Genomic DNA, 21,502 nt, shown 5'->3' with positions numbered 1-21,502 from the left:
TTTTTATTGAAAAAATAACCAAAGCCGGTAAAATTTTACTCATCGTAAAATTTTACCGGCTTTTTCATTTAAGAGGTGGGTTTTGTCCCAGCCTCTTTTCTTTTTATCTGTATGTTAATTGTGGTTGAACTAGAATCGATTTCATCAGTTCAAGGAACTGAGTTTGTGAGTTAAGGCCACTTAAACAAACCATGAAATTATCAATGAAACAAATCGCCGCCTTTCGTTCAGATCCGAACATCAGTACTCTTAACTTTAACGAACCAATAACCTGATTTGGTAGCTTCTTGATTAATGGTTCGTTTTTTGCAATGACTTTTCCGATTTTTACTAAGTCCTCGAGATTAAAGGATTGCTGCTCCTTGACCCGATATCTGCCAGTTAAATTATAGACTGAAGACGAGGATAGCCCAATTTGCTCACTGAAAGTACGAATCTCCTGAAGGGCGGCATTTCTACTGCCAAAATATCGATGAGCCAGCTCATAAGTTGCACTAGGATGCTGTGTTTCGATAAGTTCTTTGATTAGTTCTCCTGATGCAAAAATCTCCCCTGTTTTAAATGGCTTCTTCTTTATACTCACGCCACGATTCGTTGGCCATTTATTGAGCCTAATCAAATCATGGTCAGGTACTTGCTTAATTAATAATAGATTAAGCATCACAACCGGACCCATTCCTTCGATGGCGGTTGTACCAGAATTCCCTTTGTAAAAAACAACTTCATTTCGGGACAAATCATAACCTATTGCTCCCCATATCGGTTGGAGTACCTTTGCAATCGATGCAGAGTCAAAGTTTAATAACTTCTGATTTGATATCGCAATTTGTCCTGGTAAATAGTAACTTGTCTTACGAAAATCACTGCCTGAAACAGAACCTTTAAGCAATACTAGAGATTCATTTGAGCAATACAGAGGAATTCGCTTTGCTAAATCCTTAGCATTATCAAACCACCCCCCAACCATTTCAGTTGGTAACTGTTTTATCACGTTCCGCATGTAATGCCCATGACCAAACACATAATCTGCACCCGCAGATAAAATTTTGGGTATGAGCGCATCATGGAGATCTTGACTTTTTTCACCCAAATCCTGAACCTGGCCGAGCACAAGAATTTTCGTTCCTTTGTAAAAAGGTGCTTTAGCTGCGAACGTTTCAATCGCATTTATCATCGAAGGAATCGCAGCATTATGAGTATCATCGAGGACATCTATATCTCGTAGATCTTTTGTTTTAAGTTGTTTGAGTTCCATAACACGGTCGAATGATTTGAAATCATTCATTTTTATAAGATTTTTTTCTAAATCAAATCCCATTTCAGCAATACAAAGAAACGCACAGAGCGCATTTTGGATCATTCCGTTACTAGGCATACTTAGATCAAAGTTGTAATCATTTCCTCGGTAACGAAAATTGATATTAGTTGAATACTTCTCGATTGTAATTTCTTTTAAATACATGTCGGCGAGCGGATTGGTCAGGCTGTATGTCTTGATATTATTCGTTCTTTCTAATGCCATTTTATATAGGATGTCAAATTCATCGATATCATGGTTAATAATCGCTATGCCCCGCTCAGTTAGACCTTCGAAAATTCGCGCTTTAAATTTGGCAATATTCTCTTTTGAGTGGAGAGTTGATAAATGCGCCTCCCCAATTGATGTAATGACGGCAATATCCGGTTTGATGACCTTTGCTTGGTTGCCTCGATTATTTAGTGCATTCAAAGAGATTTCTAGAATACCAAAATCCGGATTACTGCTTAATTTTGCGCCGTATAACGGAACACCGACTTGTGTATTATGATTGCCTCGGGTGGCAACTACTGTTTTTTCCCTGAGTAGATGCTCTAACATTAATCTAGTTGAACTTTTCCCAACAGAACCGGTAATGCCAATAACCGGATGCTTCATTTTCTCACGAGCTGCCTCTGCCAATTTTTTTATAACTGCAAAGCTATCTTTTACTAGTAATTGCGTGACTTCATCCTTTAGTACTTCAATCGGTTCTTCAGTGATGATTAATTTGCAGTGTTGGTGGAAATTTAAAATCTTTTCATTTCCACTCGTCCATTTTGTTGTTTTCTTGTTTGCCTCATTCCACCTTGAATTCGAGATGGAGATAAAACCATTTCCAGCTGACTCTTTACTCCGAAAGTGAATTGGGTCAATTTCAAAATCATTTATAACAAAGTCATCTTCCAGTTCGTTATAATATTCCCCTTCTAGTATTTCTTGTAATTCCCACTTACCAAATCCTTCCATAACAAAACATTCCCCCAAATAAATTACCAATATTACTCAATATTTAATATTACCTTTTATTTTCCAACATATATGCAGAAAAATTTGAAGATTTTAGCAATATTAAAAGGAGGTAACCCTTAAAGTAAATCGGTACTTTCTGGATTACCCCCATTTTTTGTATTATTTGAATCTATCATTCGATTTATGGTATTAGTGTTGTTTGTGTTGATTCCGGCCACTTGTATGCATCAGGGCGGCGCTGCGTGAGTGTTGGCACTCGTTTTCTGACATTGTCAACCCAAGTTAAATCAAGCTCAGTCGTGATGACCGTTGTGGTGTCAGATGCTTGAGCGATCACCACGCCCCAAGGGTCCACAACCATACTTCTGCCATAGCTCCATTCATTGTGCGGCGGCACCTTTCCGATACTAGCCGGCGCAACCATGTAGACCTGGTTTTCAATTGCACGAGCCTTAAGCAGCACCTCCCAATGGTCTTTGCCAGTGTGAAGCATAAAAATTGCTGGAGTAAGAATAACCTTTGCTCCTTTTAGCGCAAGAATGCGGAACATTTCCGGAAAGCGAATATCAAAGCAGACACTTAATCCGACTGGAACACCTTTAATGTTCGTAACAACGATGTCATTTCCCGCTTCCTCAACCTTGCTGCTGTCAATATTGCGGTCGCCAATTTGGGCATTAAAGCTATGAATTTTCGTATAGGTATCCTGAATTTCACCATCTGGATTAATGACACAGCATGTATTGCGCAGCTTTTCCTCGTTTGGAACGCGCAGGTTCATTGTACCTGCGACGATATAGAGTTTAAGCTCCTTCGCTAATTCTCTCAAGGTTGTTAGTGTTGGGCCGTCAATCGTTTCAGCATTTTCGTTGAACTCGGCACGGCGCCCCATTAAGTGAAAATTCTCAGGAAGGATGACGACATCCGGATTACCGCTTGCAGCTTGTTTGATTAATTGAATCGCCGTATTTACATTTTCCTCAACATTATTCGTAACCTTCATTTGAACGAGAGACACTCTTAATTTTTCTATCATAAAATCCATCCTTATTTCTGTTTATGAAACTAGTATATCATTTTGGTTGTTGACTGAAAAATCTGTAAATGACAGGACTTTGGGGGTTGAGTCAGAGGTGGTTAATTTGCTCTTTTCGGCTTTAAGTGCCTTATTTTTTTCTAATATTTAAAAAGAGGGTACTTATGGGGGCTCTTAGTGCCCTATTTCATGCAGTCATCGCAAAATAGGGCACTAACACACCTTTAAGTGCCCTATTTCATGCAATCATCGCAAAAATAGGGCACTAACACACCATGTAAGTGCCCTATTTCAGGCGGCCCACACAAAAATAGGACACTTAACCATCAAAGTTAAGTGCCCACCTCGCTTTATTTTTTATATAACGATAGTTGTTATATCAATATTATTCTTGCTTCATGCCTGTGAAGATGTTGATGGCATCTCTAAGGAAGGCAGCTGTGCCTGGTTGTTCTTTGTCATAGTAAGCAGTGAAGCGCTCATCATCTACGTACATTTGACCTAAGCCAGCGTGAGCTTCTTTGCTGTATTCTGGCCAGTAGTGCAGCAGCCATTTTTTGTGGAGCGCTGCAGCCTTTTGCGCTAATTCACCCGCAGGATCTCCAGTTTTGAATGCCTCAGCTAAGGTAACAGCCAGCTCTTCAGCCGTTGCTGTTGCTTCATCGTACTCTCCCTTAGACATGTTCATGAACTTTTCATTTGATTTACGAACAGTTTCCTCGCCGTATTTTTCACGTATTTCTTTTCCGTATTTTTGCTCATTTTCATCTATCATTTTCTGCTTAAAGCCATTGAATTTCTCTTTATCACTCATGGTTATTCTCCCTTCTGTAACTGCAATGGTTTTGTCGACATTGGCAATTAACGCATCTAATTGCTGTCGTTTTTCAAGGAGCTTTTCGCGATGTTCCCGCAGTGCCCTGGCTCCGTCAAAAGAAGGTGCTGTGACAATGTCCTTAATACTTTCCAACCCGACTCCGAGCTCGCGGTAGAATAAGATCTGCTGGAGCAAGTTTACCTCATTTTGACCGTATATTCGGTATCCAGATGAATTGATTCTTGCCGGCTTAAGAATCCCAATTTCATCGTAATACCTTAAGGTTCTGGTGCTGACTCCAGCCAGGCTGGCTAGCTTTTGAATCGTGTATTCCATGCGATAACCTCCCTTACAAAACTTAGGTTACACCTTTACGCAACGTCAAGGTCAATGGGTTTTAATAATATTTTTTATAAATTTTTCTTTTTCCGGATAGATATCGACAACATATAAAACAATCAAAATCCTTATTTTGGGAAAAGGAAATTTCCAGAAAAAATTTTTCTAATATATGTACTATTTCGTTAATTGAGTGTTATTATACAGATAGAGGGAAAAGTGTGACATAGTTCACTGTTTTTCATCAATAAACAAGCTAAATCGACATTTACAACATGAAACTGTTGTAATACAAATCTATTAAAAGAGTGATAAAAATGCGAAATGACCGAGGTTTTACATTAGTTGAAGTATTAGCTTCCGTTGTAATCCTGGCATTACTTGCGACTGTGTTCTTCCAAATGTTTGTTTTTTCACAAAAGACGACAACCACGAGTAAGGAAAAGCTGGTGGCTCTTAATGTTGCTCAAGGAGTGCTAGAACGTATCAAGTATGGTGGATATCCAGAAATCAACAATAAACACGCAGGTACATATTCAATTAACGAATGCGGAGAGGATGCAGCAACTTGTGAAAAGCTTTATAGAATTAAAGTGAATAATGTCATCTATCAAATTGAAATTACGATTGAAGAGGAAGCTGAAGCTGGTTTGGGAATCTATTGGGCTACTGTCAAAGTGTATAGTGATGATTGGAATCCTGACAGTGAAGATGATGAGAGACCTCAAAGTTCGGTTGAAGGGTTTGTAGAATTATGATAAGGCGAAAATTGAGTTCTCAAACTGGTTTAACCTTTGTTGAATTACTTGTTACATTCATGATTTTCACCATGCTTACTTCTTTGATTATAGGTTATTTGATTAACAGCATGAATAATTTTAAACGGGTTAATGAGGAGATTGCCCTACATGATGAAGCAAACTACGTCATGTCCCAGATTGTCAATTACATTTTTGTCGCCACAGACGTTAAAATTATCTCTGATACTGAATCAAGTTCACTTATTGAAGTAACAAGTTTTGAAGGTCATAAAAAAATACTAGGCTTTGCTTGCAAAAAAGCAGTGGTTGGCACCGATTATGGAAATTTTGAAGATTATCCAAAAACAGGACTAGATTGTAGCCATAACACATTTAACGGAATTGATATCCTTCCAATTAATAATGAATTTAATGAATTCATTAGCTCTGGCACAAATGCTTCAAAAATTACGGTTGATCACACTAACGATACAGTAAAAATCGAAATGGTGATCAAGAACGATCAATCCAAGTTCGGAAAAACGCTCGTGTTAGATAGTGAGGTATCTTTTGTTCATGTGGAATAATTTACGAGGTGTGGTTAATGAAGCTTAATCAAAAGGGTTCGTCCCTCATTCAAGTCTTGTTGGTTATCCTAGTATTCTCGGTGCTCGGATTATCATTAATGGGAAATGTAATCGGGGAAAATAAACGGACCTATGCAACCGAAACTAATATGCAGACACGGTATTTAGCAGAAAGCGGTCTAACCTACTTCGAAAACAACATGAAGAGCTATTTTGAACAAAATAAAAGCAGAACTATAAACGCCGTTAAATTCTATGAATATCTTAAAGACAATGCCATTGGGGACTTCCTTGACCAGGACGGGTTTCCGGTACAGCCTTGGAGTGAAACTACTCAAAAAGGAATTACTGTTAAAGCAGAAATTGTTGATAAAAATGATACAGAGATTCCAGATAACGAACTAAATAATCATCAAATAAAAGACGTTAAACTGAAAGTAACGAGTACTGGAAAAAATAAAGATAGTGAGGCCACATTAATTAGTTATTATAAGTTTGATGTAGACATTGATGAATTTACAGTCGACTTTCCTAAATTTGCAGGCGGAATGCCGCTTGATTTTAGCAACATGGATTTGGTTGGATTAAATCTATTAAACCTCGTGGAATTAGACGTCCTAAATTTCAAGGAATCTGCAGATAAAACATACCGGATACCTTACGACCAAATATTTAAACTAAATGCATTAGGGCCGATTTTGCAGCTCAATATCGGCGACGGTGACCGGTTTCATACAATGGAAACGAATCGCGTGATTGCAACCCGAACAGGGACATTGCTCGGTGCTGATGTATTGAAAGGTAAAAAAGCCACTCTACTAACAGTTGATCTTCTAAAATATAAAGATGATAAACCAACCAATGTTGTTATCGATGGTGGATTTGAAGGTTTTAAGTTACTGGGTATACCAATTGGAAGCGGCTATCGTGATATTAATTTTTTAAAGCTTGGCGTTATGGGGAATGCCCTCATTCAGCAGGATAAATACGAATGGGATTTTAATGGTAAAGATCGAAGTGATATGCGGACTTTTGCTTTCGTTGAAGGACTTTACGTCAATAAATCACTTGTTATCGGCGATTCAAAGGGTGGAGCAGGTAATCTTCAGCTGCGCGGGGACATTCAAGTAAACGAGGATTTAATTGTTTCGAAAGTGAACCTAACTGTAGGTGATTTAGATGAGTACGAGGCAAAGCTGAAACCAGAGGATTATTACCTCAATCAATTTGTTTCTGGTAATGCAACGATAAAAAGCAACTCCTGTATAAAAACTAAAAACTACAAATATAGTTATCGTTTATTCTCGCACGGAAAAATCACCATTGAAAATAATCCAAACTGTAGTGTTTACGGTGGATTATTCTATGCTCAAAACGGAATTGATATTAAAACCAACGGAAAACCAATTACGATAAACGGAGCGTTACTTGGAGATGTAACAATAGATGGAGTGACATTGGATCAGTACAGTGGTAATCGTCTTATCTATAATCACGATCCAAACCTTCCATATTTATATCAAATTCCCTTGGACACCCTTAAATATAAAAATCTGGGGCGGAAATTTTTATAAACTACCTTCAAAGTGAATGGCTGCTAAGGGTTATTAGTAGCCATTCTTATTGATACATATTTTCATTTTTTAAAAAAGAGAAAATGAGGTGTGTTACATGAAGCTTGGTGATAGGGGATCATCTCTTATTCAGGTTTTGTTGGTCATACTAGTGTTCTCGGTATTGGGGCTAGCGTTAATCGCAAACGTCATTGGAGAAAATAAACGGACGAATAAGACTGAATCGAATATGCAAGCTCGTTACATGGCAGAAAGTGGGCTGACTTATTTTGAGAAGGATTTTAAGAGGTTTATAGATAATGAAACGGATTTAAGTACGATTAGTATTCATAATTTTAAAGAACATTTACAGAATCATTTTCTAACAAAATATACAACTAGTAACGGATTTACAGTTGGCGAGCCATGGAGTGAAGAAAACCCTGAGGAAATTAATATAAAGGTCGCTTTAGAGGGTGAAGATACTTTAAAGGTTACAAGTCAAGGCCGAGATTCGTCATCTACAGAAACTCTTGTTGGGACTTATAAAATAAAGCAGATTGCAGATGATCCTGTTTTTCCAACTCCAAACTATAATGGTTTGGCAATCGACTTTACGAAAAAAGATGCTGTGGGTCTGGAATTATTATCAATTTTAGGTCTCGATTTGATTGACCCAACCGGCAGCGATCGCACCTTTTATAATGTTCCGGATGATCGTGCGATTGGGGCTAGTGTCCTCTTTGACCTAATTAGTGCAAATCTATTAAGTACCCAACCATTTAAAACAATGGAGAACAACGAAGTCATTGCAACGAGACAGGGTGAAGTATTAGAGTTAGACCTATTAAAAGGGAAAAAAGCAACGTTATTAACGGTTAATATACTTGATTTCAATGACAAATACGACACAAATGTTGTAATCGATGGTGGCTATACAGCTTTAGGCCTGCTTGGGATAGAATTTAACGATTATCGAAACATTGACTTTAAAAAATTAGCAGTCATAGGGAATGTAATTATTAAACAGGATAAGCGAGGTTTCCTTTTCGGAAAGGATTTAGCAGATTCTAGAAGTTTTACATTCCAAGAAGGATTGCATGTAAAAAAATCGCTAATCATTGGTGGTTTTCAAGGGGAAGATTTGAAAAGTAAATTAATACTTAACGGAAATATGATTGTGGAGAAGGATTTATATATTAACTATGCTGACCTTCAATTTGGTGACAACACTACCAATCACTCTATTTATGTATACAATAATGCTGAAATAAAAAAGGCCTGTATTAATAAAGGGATTGATAACACGAATAAATTTAGTCTTTTAGCTAAAGGAAACATCACATTAATAAATAATAATAATTGTAGCGAATACAAAGGACTATTCTATTCTGATAAAGATATTATTATTAAAACTAACAATCAACCAATGACAATTAAAGGCGCATTAGTCGGGAATGTAAAGGTTGATTATCCTGAAAAATTAACCTATATTCCAGATTCACAATATTATGGATACATTAAATTAAAAGCAATTGAATTATCTTCTAAAGGACGGACATTTAAAAAATAATTGAACTGAAAAAGCACTGGGAAATTCCAGTGCTTTTCATTGTTAGTTGTTCGAAATAAATCCGATTACTTCAGCATCCCCAAAATAACATTCGGGATGTTCTGCAAGGCTGCTTGTTTTTCGACTGCGCCAATGTTGTAGGCTGCCTTGGGCATTCCGTAGACAACGGATGAGCGTTCGTCCTGTCCGATTGTGCGGCCGCCGTTTTGTCGAATGGATAGTAACCCTTTTGCTCCGTCAGAACCCATCCCGGTTAAAATGACCCCAAGTGCTTTTCTGCCTGCTTGTTGTGCGACTGATTCAAACAGGACATCAATTGATGGACAATGGCCATTGACTTTATCACCTGGGAATACCTCGATTCGATATTGACCCCCGAGCTTTTTAACTTTCATATGCATGCTGCCTGGTGCCACAAACACCGTACCAGGTACGACGACATCGCCGGTTTCCGCTTCTTTACAGGAAAAGGCAGTTTGTTCATTTAACCGATTTGCAAACATCTTTGAAAAAACAACTGGGATATGCTGAACGATAACAATACCCGGAATATCCTTCGGAAGTCCTTTTAAAATATTAAAGATTGCTTCCGTTCCACCCGTGGATGCTCCTATCGCAATGATTTTTTGCGTATCGGTCATATCTGACGTCGTGCTTGTTGGTGTGATGCTTTGTAGATTCACCTTAGATGCTGCCGCAATTTTTATTTTACTAATCACTTCATTAATAAAACCCTCGATTCGATGCTTCGAGTCCGGTTTAAGCACAAAGTCGATTGCACCCGCATTCATGGCATCGAATACGGTATCACTAAACCCTGTGATAACAATGATTGGAATCGGATATTGCGGAATTAATCGCTTAATGAATTCGATGCCATCCATTTTCGGCATTTGAATATCACAGGTCATCACATCAGGCTTAAACTCAAGAATCATATCTCGTGCCTGGAACGCATCAGCCGCTTTTCCAACCACTTCAATAACGGGTTCAGACTCTATTCCCATCGCTAATGCCTCACGGAAAACAAGAGAATCATCAACGATTAACACTTTAATTTTTCGATTCGCTCCAATAGCTTACTCCCCCCAACACACCCGAGTCGACCCCAAACAGTTTATTTTTTTGCTGTGTTAATCGTGAATGTTGATTTCCGCTGCAGGCACTTCGCTTTCCGCGGGGCTAGTTGGGAGCCTCCTCGGCGCATTCGCGCCTGCGGGGTCTCCCATACCAGCTACTCCCGCAGGAGTCTTCGTGCCTTCCGCTCCAATCAACTTGCCAAAAATCAACAATAAACTTTAACACTGCCTAAACTTTAGAATAATCAATGTGTATATTTTCCAAATTCTTGATCACTTAGGACAATCCGTTTTGGACTACTACCACCTGTAGCTGCTCCAAAAGCCGAGTTGGCTGGCTCATTTATCAGATCAGGACTGTTGTTGAATAAAGTGAGGGACGGATCCTGATAGTTTCTTTGAGTGTTTTGGTAGGACTGATTATATTTAAGCTTAAATTTGTCCACCTGATTTTTAAGCATTTCAGCCTGACTAGCAAGCTCTTCACTGGCTGCTGCGCCTTCTTCAGATGTTGCAGAATTCGTCTGCACGACTTGAGACACTTGTAATATGCCTTGGTTAATTTGGGCAATTCCAAGCGCTTGTTCGTTCGAAGCGTTAGCAATGCCATTAACGAGATCAGCTACCGAGGCAATCCCCTCGACAATCATATTCAACGCTTCAGATGTCTGTTTGGCAATATTTGTTCCATCTTGTACCTTGTTAATAGAACCTTCGATTAAATCCGTTGTTTCTTTGGCAGCATTAGCGGATCGAGCAGCCAGATTGCGAACCTCCTCTGCAACGACAGCAAAGCCTTTACCGTGCAAACCTGCCCGTGCCGCTTCAACGGCAGCGTTCAAAGCCAGGATATTGGTTTGGAAGGCAATATCATCAATAACTTTAATGATTTTTGAGATATTTGAAGAAGCATTATTGATCTCCGCCATCGCATTCAACATTTCGTTCATTTGTGTGTTGCCCTGTTTGGCATTCAGTTTTGCCTTTTCGGCAAGCAGATTTGCCTCGTCGGCATTTTCAGCATTTTGCTTCGTTTGCGAGGAAATCTCTTCAAGTGAAGCCGTTAATTCTTCAATAGAAGCAGCCTGTTCAGTTGCCCCTTCGGATAGCGCCAGGCTGGAGTCTGATACCTGACGAGAACCAGAAGCTACCTGTTGAGACGCTTTATTAATTTCAATCATCGTGTCATTTAACGATTTAACAATATTATTAATTGATAGTTTGATTTCTTCAAAATCACCACGATACTCTCTGTAGATACCTACAACTAAGTTTCCATTTGCCATTTCCGTTAAGACAGTTGATATTTCCGTCACATAGGAAGAAAGCGTTTCAATGCTATCATTTAGGGCATGTTTGATTTTTGCATGATCACCCTTATAGTTGCCTTTGACGCTAACCTTGAGATTTCCTTTGGACATTTCATCAAGGACTGCAGCTGCTTCTTGGACAGGTTCGATAATCGCATCGATTAAGCCATTTAAGCCTTTCATCAACACTGCCCAATCTCCTTGGAATTTTTCGGCTTTTGCCCTTTCTGTTAATTGACCTTCATTAGAAGCAACAATGAGCCGATTTACTTCCGAACTTACTTCTTTCAGATTCTTTCGTAAAGCCTCCAGATTATCATTAATAAACGCTTTTTTACCTGGGAATTTCTCAAGCTCTGCTTCAAAGTTTCCTTGGGCAAACCCTGCAACACAGGCCATTGCTTTCTTTTTCACAGTAATATGATTGGCCACCATGTTATTTACACCATGGGCCATCGTCTTAAAGGCGCCTTGGAATTTATCCTCTGGGACGAACACATCGATATCCCCTGCATCGTGTTGTGAGGACATGTAGGTCATTTCATCGATCAAAGTTTTGACATTAGATCGTAATGCTTCAATATTTTCATTCAACAAAGCTTTCTTACCCGGAAACTTCTGAAGCTCTCCATCAAAGTTTCCGTTCGAAAATTCTTGGATTAGCTTCATTGTGATCTGCATTTCACTTTTAATATCTGTCATTAGCGAATTGATTGTTCCAGTTATCGTCCTATAGGAACCTTGATAATTGTCTAACGGTATACTCACATCAAGTTCGCCCGCACGGTATTCGCCTGCAACGTGCTCAACTTGTCCCATAAACGATTTCATCGTATCCTTCACATTCTTCATGCTTTTAGAGAGTTGGTCATGATCCGATAGGACTGTTATTTCAACATCAAAGTTTCCCTGGGCGATTTGATTGGCTATCTCAGTTTGGGTGCGAAAATGATCAGTAATTTTTTTAAGAGAAGCAACTAAAGGAGTCAATTCTGCATCGGATATATTGTCTAAATCCACATTAAAATCACCATTTGCGACCTTTTCGGCCGCTTCAGTAACCTTGCGAAATGGCGAGCTAATCGAACTAATGATAAGCGTACCGATAAGCAATCCTGTTAGTAGTTGCACGCCGACTAAAGTAAGAATGATTGGTATGTCTAAATCCCCAAAATAGCCCACAATTCCAAGCACAACAGCCGTACCAATATATCCAGATATAATTTTTCCGCTTAATTTCATATCAACAAGGCTTTGCATCGTCCCTAACCCCCTGACTAGATTTTTGACAGTGTTTCTGCATCATCTTCGTTGAGGAGTTTGTTGCAATCGAGCAATAGTTTCACTTCATTTCCCGTTTTGCCAATTCCTTTTATGTACTTGTTGCCAGTCTTGTTTACGTCAGGTGGTGGAACGACGTCCTCCTCCGGTATTGCCAGAACCTCAGATACACTATCGACAATTAGGCCAATCGAAATATCTTCAATGTCGATAACCACAACACAGGTCCGATCATTGTACTCTTTAAACGGCTTCTTGAAGCGAAGCCGAACGTCCATAACCGGAATAATTTTCCCACGTAAATTAATAATTCCTCTGATATATTCTGGCAATTCGGGGATTTCTGTCACCGGCTGTAAACCGATAATTTCAGTCACATACTCAATCTCGATTCCATACGTTTCATTGCCGAGCACAAACGTGAGGAACCTATTTTTCATCGTACTGCCTTCCTCTTCCAACATTTCCAGTTCCAATGCCTCAGTCATAAGGGAAACCTCCTATATTATCATGATCAGAGTTTGGCTAGGTTTTGATGCTGAATGGTCTGATGTTGTGGTGGTTAGGTGTAGATCTTGGAGGAGTTTCATTTCGAGGTATCTTTGCTGCTATCTGTGGTTTTCAGCAACTTCCGTTGTTGCATAACGATTGTTTAAGCGGTCATCGTTACATTCGCAACCTTCATCATCGTTTCAATGACATGTTCTTCTTTAAATGGCTTCACAATGAACGTTTTTGCACCAGCCAATATCGATTCCATAACCATCAGTTCTTGGCCCATAGCCGAAATCATCACAACTTTGGCATTAGGGTCATGGTTGATGATGCCTTTTAATGACTGTATTCCATCCATCTCAGGCATGGTGATGTCCATCGTGACGACGTCTGGTTTGTATTGAATATACTTTTCAATGCCTTCCGTGCCATTTTCGGCTTCAGCTATGACCTTAAAGCCACTTTTTTCAAGCATCAACTTGATGACCATCCTCATAAATGCTGCATCATCGACTATTAATACGGTTGTCAATTCATCACACCCTTTATGGAATAAGAAAAGCGAAGGCGCCTGGTTATCGGCGACAAGCACAAGACGAGCCGGCCGGAAGGTTGCCTTTTACCTTCTGGACGGATTGGCTTGTGACCTCGAGCCGATGGCGCCTGGAGCTAGACACTAAATTACTTCAAGTCTTATATTTTCTTAAACAGAAATAAAGATTGCTTGCCTCCCTTAAATCAAATAAACACGAAAATAATCAAATAATTACAAATTTATTATATCTATAAAATTTTAGGGTGTAAATTAATGCAGGATTATTTCATCAATTCTTAATATTTGGTGAAAAATTATGCAGTTTCTGAAGACAAAAAAACAAGACCGGGGTGGCCTTGTTTGTGATTTATATAAGAGTGGTTGAAATGTTGATCTTCGCTCCAGGCGCTTCGCGCACCTTAGGGGCGGGCGGTGAGCCTCCTCGGCGCTAAAGCGCCTGCGGGGTCTCACCTGACCCGCTGCTCCCGCAGGAGTCTTCGCGCCTTCCGCTCCAATCAACATTCACCAAAATTTAAGCCTTTCTATCTACAAGTAAACCAAGATAATCAGTCATAGCTGCGTACATGTCTAGCAGTTTTTTTGAAGGAATTTCTTTTATAACTTCATTGGTTTTGTCATCAACGATTGAAACATAATACTCTTTGGTTCCATCATGAAACTGGAATTTTAGATGGGAATTGGAAGCACTTAAAAACTCATTTAAGCCTTTGATGACCTTCTCTGTTTGTTCCTTAGAATTTTGTTGGCCCGAACCCTCTTTATCCTTAGACATTTCACTGGTCCGACTAATCCGTTCAACCCTATCAACCGGCTTCGCCTGATATTCAGTCGGCATGCTGCCAGGCATTCCTGTCAAATTGCTATTATTAGTATTCGAAACAGACAACCTATCCGACATTTCACATCTCCTCCTAATGGCAAACTCTATCTAGATAAATTATCGGATGGAGTTGGGGAAAGTTTAAGGATTAATTAAACAATTTGAGTTACTACTTTCCGTTCTGCTACTCTTCCATTTAATTTCTCCTTTTTATGAATTTTATCCAATGTCCTTAGTAGAAGTTTTTGGTCAATTGTTTATTAAATTTACGAGTAAAGAAAACAGCAAAAGGGACTCTAATATTACTAGAGTCCCTTTCAAATAACAAATTATTAACGAAGAAGTTGAAGAACTCCTTGTGGTTGTTGGTTCGCTTGCTTTGCGACTGTATCTTTCGATTACAGAATAGACTATATCTTCATCCATGGTTTCCATGGAGCTGGGCACTTCGAATGGTCTTTACCACCCTACGAGATTCATAGTCATAGCTTTTGCCTTAGACCGTGTTCTCTAGTCGTTGAACCTTCTCCACTCTTTCGAGACAGGAGCTTGGCTGCTGATTATCCATTGTTGCATCTTCATCATTTTCAGACCTTCACGCTTACCGTTTCCAGTTACGTTGTGGTTGATAAAGCTTTAGGAAGTTCCAGCAATTCACCCAGTAATACTCTAGCTCGTTACCAAGCTAGACGCCCTTAAATCATTACTTAAGAAGTTGTAATACTCCTTGAGGCATTTGATTTGATTGAGCCAACATTGCTTGTGCTGCTTGAGAAAGAATAGAATTCTTAGTTTGAGTCATCATTTCCTTGGCCATGTCAACATCCCTAATACGAGATTCCGCAGATGTTAGGTTTTCAGAAGATGTGTTTAAGTTGTTAATTGAATGGTCTAATCGATTAGTGTATGCACCTAATTTAGAACGCTCTGCAGAAACATTGTCAATTGCAGTTTGGATTTTAGTAATGGCTGCTGATGCATTAGCTGCATTTGAAACATCTAGTGCAGCTTCAGTAGTAGCATTATTAGTTCCATCTGTAACAGTATTTGTTCCAGTGAATCCCGCACTTCCTGCAGTACCTGTGATGCCTAATGCATTGGCACGCATATCACTAATGTCAAGAGTTAAGCTTTGGCTTTGGTTAGCACCTATTTGTAAGTTAACTCCACCAGTTGTTGTTGAAACTCCGCTTACTGAAGTCGCGATGGTATTACCTGCTGCACCAGTTGAAGCTGCAGCTAAACTAATTGTAGCTGAACCTGTAGTATCGCCACTTGCTAAATTAACATTTCTACCAGATAAACTAGAGAATGCCGTTCTAACAGCATCCGCAACTTGTACATCAGTTAGTCCATTAATATCCACTGCAACATCTGAACTTAATTTCGAAGCCGCATCAGTAGCATCTGTGTAATTCCCTGATGTACTATCATAGAATGAAACCGTTTTGTTACCAATTGTTAACTTTTCACCTTCTGCTGCACTGCTAATTGTGAATGAACCTGTTGCAGCAGTAGCAGTACTAGTAGTAGCTGCAGCACCTGTAGTAGTTTGAGCTTCTGATGCATCCCCACTAGCAGCTAGGCTATTACCCGCAATGCCATCAGCTGCTTGACCAGCTTTCGCCGTAAGAGTTAACGTTCCGTCACCATTGTCTGTTACATCCCAATCAGCATTACCTGCAAATGCAGTTGCAAGCGCAGCGGCAGCTGTTTCTGCTGTGCCATCACCTGTGTAATCCGCTCCCTCTGTGACAGTAACGTCGTCAGTACTATCTCCGTCCAAATCTATTCCCATTGCCGTACCAGCAGCTGCATTTACTGCACTAGCTGTAATAGTATAGCTTGCTTGAGTTGCCGGGATTGGTCCTGCATCTACACCACTAGTCAAAGTTGCAGCGCCTGCAGTAGATGATGGTGTTGAAGTACTAGTTGTAGCAGCTTTATCACCATTAATTAATTTTTGAGTATTAAATTCAGTTGTGTTACCAATACGGTTAATTTCATTAGTTAATTGGTTAAGTTCTTTTTGAATTTCACCACGATCATTTCCAGTATTTGTATCATTCGATGCTTGAACTGCTAATTCACGCATACGTTGAAGGATATCGTGTGTCTCGTTTAAAGCACCTTCAGCTGTTTGAAGCATTGAGATACCATCTTGAGCATTTTTTGATGCTTGATCTAATCCACGGATTTGACCCCGCATTTTTTCTGAGATTGCAAGACCAGCTGCATCATCCCCAGCTTTATTGATACGAAGACCTGAAGCTAATTTTTCCATTGATTTAGTTTGATTTGTTGATGCAGTATTCAACTGACGATGTGTGTTGAGTGCTGCAATATTGTGGTTAATACGCATTGTAAAATCCTCCTTATTATTGGATATTAAGTATTATTTTTGAGGGGATATCCCCTTTTATAACAAACCCAATGGGTCTATTAACAAACTAAATAATTAAAATCTTTTCAGTTTCAGAAATGAAATTCTTTTGAAAAAGTTCTTCTCTGAAAATACTAATCTCTCTGGGTGCTTCAATTGCAAATCGAAGTAGCCCTGAAACAGTTTGGAGAATGGTTAGTTTGATTGCATCCCCGATTAGAATCGTATCAACGATTTTCCTTACCTGTTTTTTCATTACATCTTTTTCTTTGGGATGTTGTTTCAGTTTTGAGATTTTGATATGCTTTGGTGCCTCAATCGCGATGCGAGGTTTGGAACCGGTTTGTAGAACAGTCACTTTGATCTCTTCACCAATGATGACGGATTGTCCAATTTCTCTGCCTACAATCAGCATTTCTCCCCCTCCTGAAGTCATTTGCTTTACATATTCTTTTATCGGATTATCAAAACAAACGTTTAGCGTTTTTGATAATTTTTTCGATAAAAGTCATAATAATTTTCCGATTATTTTTATTGAAGTGCGAAAAATTGATTTTAATAGAAAAAAATAGCCATCCCAATTGGAACGACTACTATAAGATATTTTTTACCCTCCTAATTGCTGTGAAAGCCAAGAGCTTTGTGAGTTCATTTTTGATAGAGCACTTTCCATCGCTGTGAATTGCTTCCAAAGTCTCTTTTCATATGCATTTACTCTTGTTTGTTCTCTACTAATATTACTATCTAAAGTTTTAAGTTGCTTTGCCATAAAACTTTCTGTATCTACTTTGGAATTTGGTGAACCGGCTAATTCTCCTAATTGGGAAATCGCTGCATTTAAGCGTTCATAAATTCTCCAACCAAAGCCACTATTATTGTGAATCGTACTATCTTTTGTGGTCGAATTGGTACTAGTGCTACTTGAATCTTTTATGGTAAATAATTTTTTAACATCTTCTAAATTTGTTTCTAAGACACCCTTTAACTTCGCTTCATCAATAATGATTTTTCCATTATCATAATAATTCGTTGAGAAATTTAGTCCAATTTCTTTTAAAGAATCAAACTTAGTAGAAACATCAGTATTTTTCACCATTGTGGAAAGACTGTTTCTCATTTCAACTAAAACATTTGAAACGGTCGAATCACTTTGCAATAAGCCACTTTTAGCCTTTTCTTCCCACAGCTTGATGTCGTTTTCTTTCATATCTTTTTTCTGTTCATCAGTTAGTGGTGGGTAATCACGATATTTCTTTTCGGAAATACGCCCATTTAAATCTGCGATTAATTCGTTGTATTTATCGACAAAAGTTTTAATATTGTCATAGATACCTTGGGTGTCGCTACTAATTTGAACGGAAATATCACTAGTGATTGGTGCTTTAATATTAAATGCTACACCTTCATACGTGAAATTATTAGAAGAGATATTTATGGTTGTTCCATTTATGGTCACGGTACCTAGTGTGGCATTTGTTCCTTGGACTAACCGATTACCCATATTTAAAGCGCTTGTACTTACATCAGTTATTTCAATTTTTTCCGTTGCACCGGTACCCAAGGAAGTAAATACTAAAGATCCTCCTACGTTTGCCGCTCTAACATTTGTTGGAGTTGTACCAGTCGTGAAGTTGTTTATTTCAGCCACTGCCTGATCTAATGTCATATCTTTTGTAAGCTTAATCTCAACACCATTGAGTTTAAATGTAGTATCATCCGCAACATTAGCTCCACGACTATCAAATCTAGCAACTGCTGGTTTTGCTGATGCTGCTGGTGTAGCAGACGAAATGACAAAATCACTTCTGGTACTAATTCCAGCCATCGATACTTCCAATTTTGAATCACTTGATGTAACCTTTTGCTTACTAAAGGTTGATTGCAAACGCAACCCTTCCATTGCTTTGCGGAATTCGTCGAGCTTACGGTTGACATCGCGATAGGCATCACTTTTCCAAGTAGCTTGAGTTTTGCTTGCTATCATTTTGTTTAGTCGAGCACTTTGGGCTGTGACGAGTTTATCTACTATTTCTTCTGTGTTCATGCCGGAGGCGAGTCCTGAAACTCTTAATGGATCATTATTTATGGAAGTCATAGGTAGCACTCCTCTCTTCTTAATTTTTCAACAATACTTTAACCGTTGATTTCCGCTCCAGGCACTTCGCGCACCTTAGGGCCGGGCGGTGAGCCTCCTCGTCGCTTTGCGACTGCGGGGTCTCACCTGTCCCGCTGCTCCCGCAAGAGTCTTCGTTCCTTCCGCTCCAATCAACTCAGTGAACTATATCAATTACTCCTAACAAATGAATAGTCTCAGTTACTTCATTATCCCATTAGCAATTCCGAGCATTTGGTCGGCGTAGGACATGGCTCGTGCGTTTAGCTGGAAGCCGCGTTGCGTTAGTAAGAGTTCTGTCATTTCCGTTGCTAGGTCAACGTTTGAGGCTTCGAGATAGCCGGCGGAAACTGAGATTTCATTGGCGCCCATTGTTCTAACGAAGTTGGCTGGGTTTGTGCCGTTCGGCAGTACTGCTGGATCAATCATGTACTGATTGCCTCCCATATTCTTTAGCAGATTCGGATTTTGGATATCGACGATTCCGACACGTTGACCTGATAAAGATTCACCACTGACACTGTTTTTATTTTTCAAAAGAATATCACCGTTGCTTTGGAATTGAACTTCGTTTTGATCATTTAAGACAATCGGGCTTCCGTTCTGGTCCAATAAATAACCGCCATTCGGATGGACAAGGTTATAGGTCCCTGGTGAGTTAGGATTTGGGCTTAGTTGGAAATTTCCGTCACGAGTGTATCTCATTTCCATTGCCCCACCTACTGTTTGCGATGGTACGCCGATTTGGAAAAAACCATTTCCGTTAATCATTAAAGCAAATGGATTATCGGTTTGCATCGGTGCACCTTGAGTTGTATCCATTTGCGTTAGACCAGTCCGAACACCGTAAGATGGGCGAACACCGTTGGGTGTTTGGCGACCGACTTCAAGGGTAGCACCAGGTTGATTGTTGATTTGATTCGCAAGAATTTCTGAAAAGCTTTGTTGTGTTCGCTTGAAGCCTGGCGTATTCACATTGGCAACATTATTTGAGATCGTATCAAGCTTTTGCTGATAAGCACGCAAGGAGCCTGCTGCGATTGAAATTGAAGTATTCAAGGGCGTTTACTCCTATTCTTTATAGATTAACCGTTGATTTTACCAACTGAATACAATTGCTGTAATGATTGATCGTAAGCGCTGATGACCTTTTGGTTGGCTTCGTAGCCGCGAATCGTGACCATCATGTCGGCCATCGTTTGTCCAGTATCAACATTCGATTGTTCGATAAAGCCTTGGTGCAACAATACGCCAGGGTTGCCGTTTCCAGGGTCCGTTACAAACGGCAGTGCCGTATTGGAGCCATAAAGATTTTCACCCCGACGAACTAAGTCGTTGGGATTTTGAGCAACAACAAGACCAATTTTCCCTATCGATCGTGTACGTGTTGGGTCATTTGCATAGGCCATGATGTTCCCTTCCGTATCGATGGATAAATCCGCTTTCTGAATGCTTTCGGTAATTTGAATTGGCTGATGATTGGCACCAAGGACACGGTAGCCATCTGCAGTGACGAGATTTCCGTTTGCGTCCAAATCAAATTTGCCGTTTCTTGTGTAGCCAACTGTTCCGTCAGCCATTTGCACAGGGAAAAATGCTGCCGGTTTCACGAGCCGACCATTGATTGTTTGGTAAGGGATATTTGAGTCTTCAATCGCCACATCTAAAGGACTTGATGTCTGGACAAGCGTACCTTGGCCGAAGCTTGGAATTAGTTCTTGAGTGTAAACCCCGTTTGAGATTTCGCCCAACTGAGCGCGCTGACCGATTTCAGCATTCGCTCCAACCGCTCCGTTTTCCTTAAAATCATTAATTCTTCCTAGTAAATAATTCGGAAAAGCACGTTGTACCGCATCATCTTTTTTATAACCAGCTGTTTGCGCATTGGCGAGGTTGTTCGTTAAAGCCTCCTGCTTGCGCTCCAGTGAAAACATTCCTGATGCTGCTGTGTTTAAGCCTCTAAGCAATTTGGTTCACTCCTTTCATCGAAAAGCGCAAGGCGCTGAGCTTATCGGCGACAAGCACAAGACGAGCCGACCAGAAGGTTGTACTTTACCTTCTGGACGGATTGGCTTGTGACCTCGAGCCGATGGCGCCTGGAGCTAGACATTCTTCTTTTATTGAACTAATAACTCAACAATATAAACCTTGGTTATATAATCTTTTGAATCAAATTCTTTGTTCAAATCATTCTTGAGATTTTCTTCTAAATCAGCAAAATGATCTAAGCCGATGATTTCTTCCTTTTTCAAACCATTTATATTTTTAATAATCGTATTTTCGACGCGAAAGTTTAGCTTGGTGATTTCTTCGGCGGTTTTCTTCGATTTTGTCACAATTTTAAATTGCGCCTTCACAAAGTTTCCATCAGCCAGATTGGTCATGATCGGTTCGGTATCCAAAGAGATTTCTTGAAGTTCTTCAATCGAAAGATCGTCTTGGTTCTTCGTTTCGTCTGGGGCATTTAAAAAATACCAAACAAAAAACGCTCCAACGCCAATAATGGTAATGATGCCGATAATCAGCAAGGATTTTTTCAACAAATTCATAG

At 39.5% G+C, this 21,502-nt stretch carries 18 protein-coding genes; 4 read left to right on the top strand and 14 right to left on the bottom strand.

The genetic code is table 11. The features are described 5' to 3' along the window. Positions 1-103: 103 nt before the first annotated feature. From HHO41_RS02490 to HHO41_RS02480, 3 genes are all read right to left on the bottom strand, one after another. Complete coding sequence (locus HHO41_RS02490) at positions 104-1,858, bottom strand: Mur ligase family protein (protein ID WP_481747081.1); 1,755 nt, start codon at positions 1,856-1,858, stop codon at positions 104-106. Between the two features lie 592 nt (positions 1,859-2,450). Next, complete coding sequence (locus HHO41_RS02485; RefSeq protein ID WP_169095219.1) at positions 2,451-3,305, bottom strand: carbon-nitrogen hydrolase family protein; 855 nt, start codon at positions 3,303-3,305, stop codon at positions 2,451-2,453. Between the two features lie 385 nt (positions 3,306-3,690). After that, complete coding sequence (locus HHO41_RS02480) at positions 3,691-4,458, bottom strand: MerR family transcriptional regulator (protein WP_169095218.1); 768 nt, start codon at positions 4,456-4,458, stop codon at positions 3,691-3,693. Between the two features lie 320 nt (positions 4,459-4,778). On the opposite strand from HHO41_RS02480, the gene HHO41_RS02475 reads away from it, so the two are divergent. From HHO41_RS02475 to HHO41_RS02460, 4 genes are all read left to right on the top strand, one after another. Then, the gene (locus HHO41_RS02475) at positions 4,779-5,219 is read left to right on the top strand and encodes a type IV pilus modification PilV family protein (RefSeq protein WP_169095217.1); all 441 of its coding nucleotides are present in this window, start codon (positions 4,779-4,781) and stop codon (positions 5,217-5,219) included. After that, on the top strand, positions 5,216-5,788 hold the full coding sequence (locus HHO41_RS02470; protein WP_169095216.1) for a PilW family protein: 573 nt from the start codon (positions 5,216-5,218) through the stop codon (positions 5,786-5,788). Before HHO41_RS02475 ends, HHO41_RS02470 begins: the two co-directional genes overlap by 4 nt. Before the next feature lie 17 nt (positions 5,789-5,805). Next, a complete protein-coding gene (locus HHO41_RS02465; RefSeq protein WP_169095215.1) occupies positions 5,806-7,362 on the top strand; it encodes a hypothetical protein in 1,557 nt (518 codons plus the stop codon). Positions 7,363-7,459: 97 nt separating this feature from the next. Then, on the top strand, positions 7,460-8,914 hold the full coding sequence (locus HHO41_RS02460; RefSeq protein ID WP_169095214.1) for a pilus assembly PilX N-terminal domain-containing protein: 1,455 nt from the start codon (positions 7,460-7,462) through the stop codon (positions 8,912-8,914). A gap of 65 nt (positions 8,915-8,979) precedes the next feature. Here the strand turns inward: HHO41_RS02460 and HHO41_RS02455 are convergent, their stop codons facing one another. From HHO41_RS02455 to HHO41_RS02405, 11 genes are all read right to left on the bottom strand, one after another. Beyond that, entirely contained in the window at positions 8,980-9,966 is a 987-nt protein-coding gene (locus tag HHO41_RS02455; RefSeq protein ID WP_348981208.1) for a protein-glutamate methylesterase/protein-glutamine glutaminase, read from the bottom strand. Positions 9,967-10,238: 272 nt separating this feature from the next. Continuing rightward, positions 10,239-12,563 carry a methyl-accepting chemotaxis protein gene (locus HHO41_RS02450; protein WP_169095213.1) on the bottom strand — a complete coding sequence of 775 codons (2,325 nt, stop codon included), beginning with the start codon at positions 12,561-12,563 and terminating at the stop codon, positions 10,239-10,241. Between the two features lie 17 nt (positions 12,564-12,580). Continuing rightward, positions 12,581-13,072 (bottom strand): chemotaxis protein CheW, encoded by a 492-nt coding sequence (locus HHO41_RS02445; RefSeq protein ID WP_169095212.1) that lies wholly within the window; start codon positions 13,070-13,072, stop codon positions 12,581-12,583. A 164-nt stretch (positions 13,073-13,236) separates the two neighbouring features. Beyond that, entirely contained in the window at positions 13,237-13,611 is a 375-nt protein-coding gene (locus tag HHO41_RS02440) for a response regulator (RefSeq protein ID WP_169095211.1), read from the bottom strand. Positions 13,612-14,146: 535 nt separating this feature from the next. Beyond that, positions 14,147-14,533 (bottom strand): flagellar protein FlaG, encoded by a 387-nt coding sequence (flaG, locus tag HHO41_RS02435; protein WP_248278321.1) that lies wholly within the window; start codon positions 14,531-14,533, stop codon positions 14,147-14,149. A gap of 625 nt (positions 14,534-15,158) precedes the next feature. After that, positions 15,159-16,817: a flagellin N-terminal helical domain-containing protein gene (locus tag HHO41_RS22540; protein WP_169095210.1), complete on the bottom strand. Its 1,659-nt coding sequence runs from the start codon at positions 16,815-16,817 to the stop codon at positions 15,159-15,161. 88 nt (positions 16,818-16,905) lie between these two features. Continuing rightward, positions 16,906-17,253, bottom strand: a complete 348-nt coding sequence (locus HHO41_RS02425; RefSeq protein ID WP_169095209.1) for a carbon storage regulator — start codon at positions 17,251-17,253, stop codon at positions 16,906-16,908. Between the two features lie 192 nt (positions 17,254-17,445). Beyond that, positions 17,446-18,933, bottom strand: coding sequence for a flagellar filament capping protein FliD (gene fliD, locus HHO41_RS02420; RefSeq protein ID WP_169095208.1), 1,488 nt, complete (start codon positions 18,931-18,933; stop codon positions 17,446-17,448). 219 nt (positions 18,934-19,152) lie between these two features. Next, positions 19,153-20,010, bottom strand: a complete 858-nt coding sequence (locus HHO41_RS02415) for a flagellar hook-basal body protein (protein ID WP_169095207.1) — start codon at positions 20,008-20,010, stop codon at positions 19,153-19,155. 26 nt (positions 20,011-20,036) lie between these two features. After that, positions 20,037-20,918: a flagellar hook-basal body protein gene (locus HHO41_RS02410; protein ID WP_169095206.1), complete on the bottom strand. Its 882-nt coding sequence runs from the start codon at positions 20,916-20,918 to the stop codon at positions 20,037-20,039. Between the two features lie 150 nt (positions 20,919-21,068). Beyond that, positions 21,069-21,500: a flagellar basal body-associated FliL family protein gene (locus HHO41_RS02405; RefSeq protein WP_169095205.1), complete on the bottom strand. Its 432-nt coding sequence runs from the start codon at positions 21,498-21,500 to the stop codon at positions 21,069-21,071. Positions 21,501-21,502: the final 2 nt, after the last annotated feature.

It is taken from the genome of Bacillus sp. DNRA2, from assembly GCF_012843265.1.
Lineage (GTDB): Bacteria > Bacillota > Bacilli > Bacillales > Cytobacillaceae > Bacillus_BU.
Note: the sequence above shows the minus strand (reverse complement) of the source record. Positions and strands in the feature narration are given on the sequence as shown.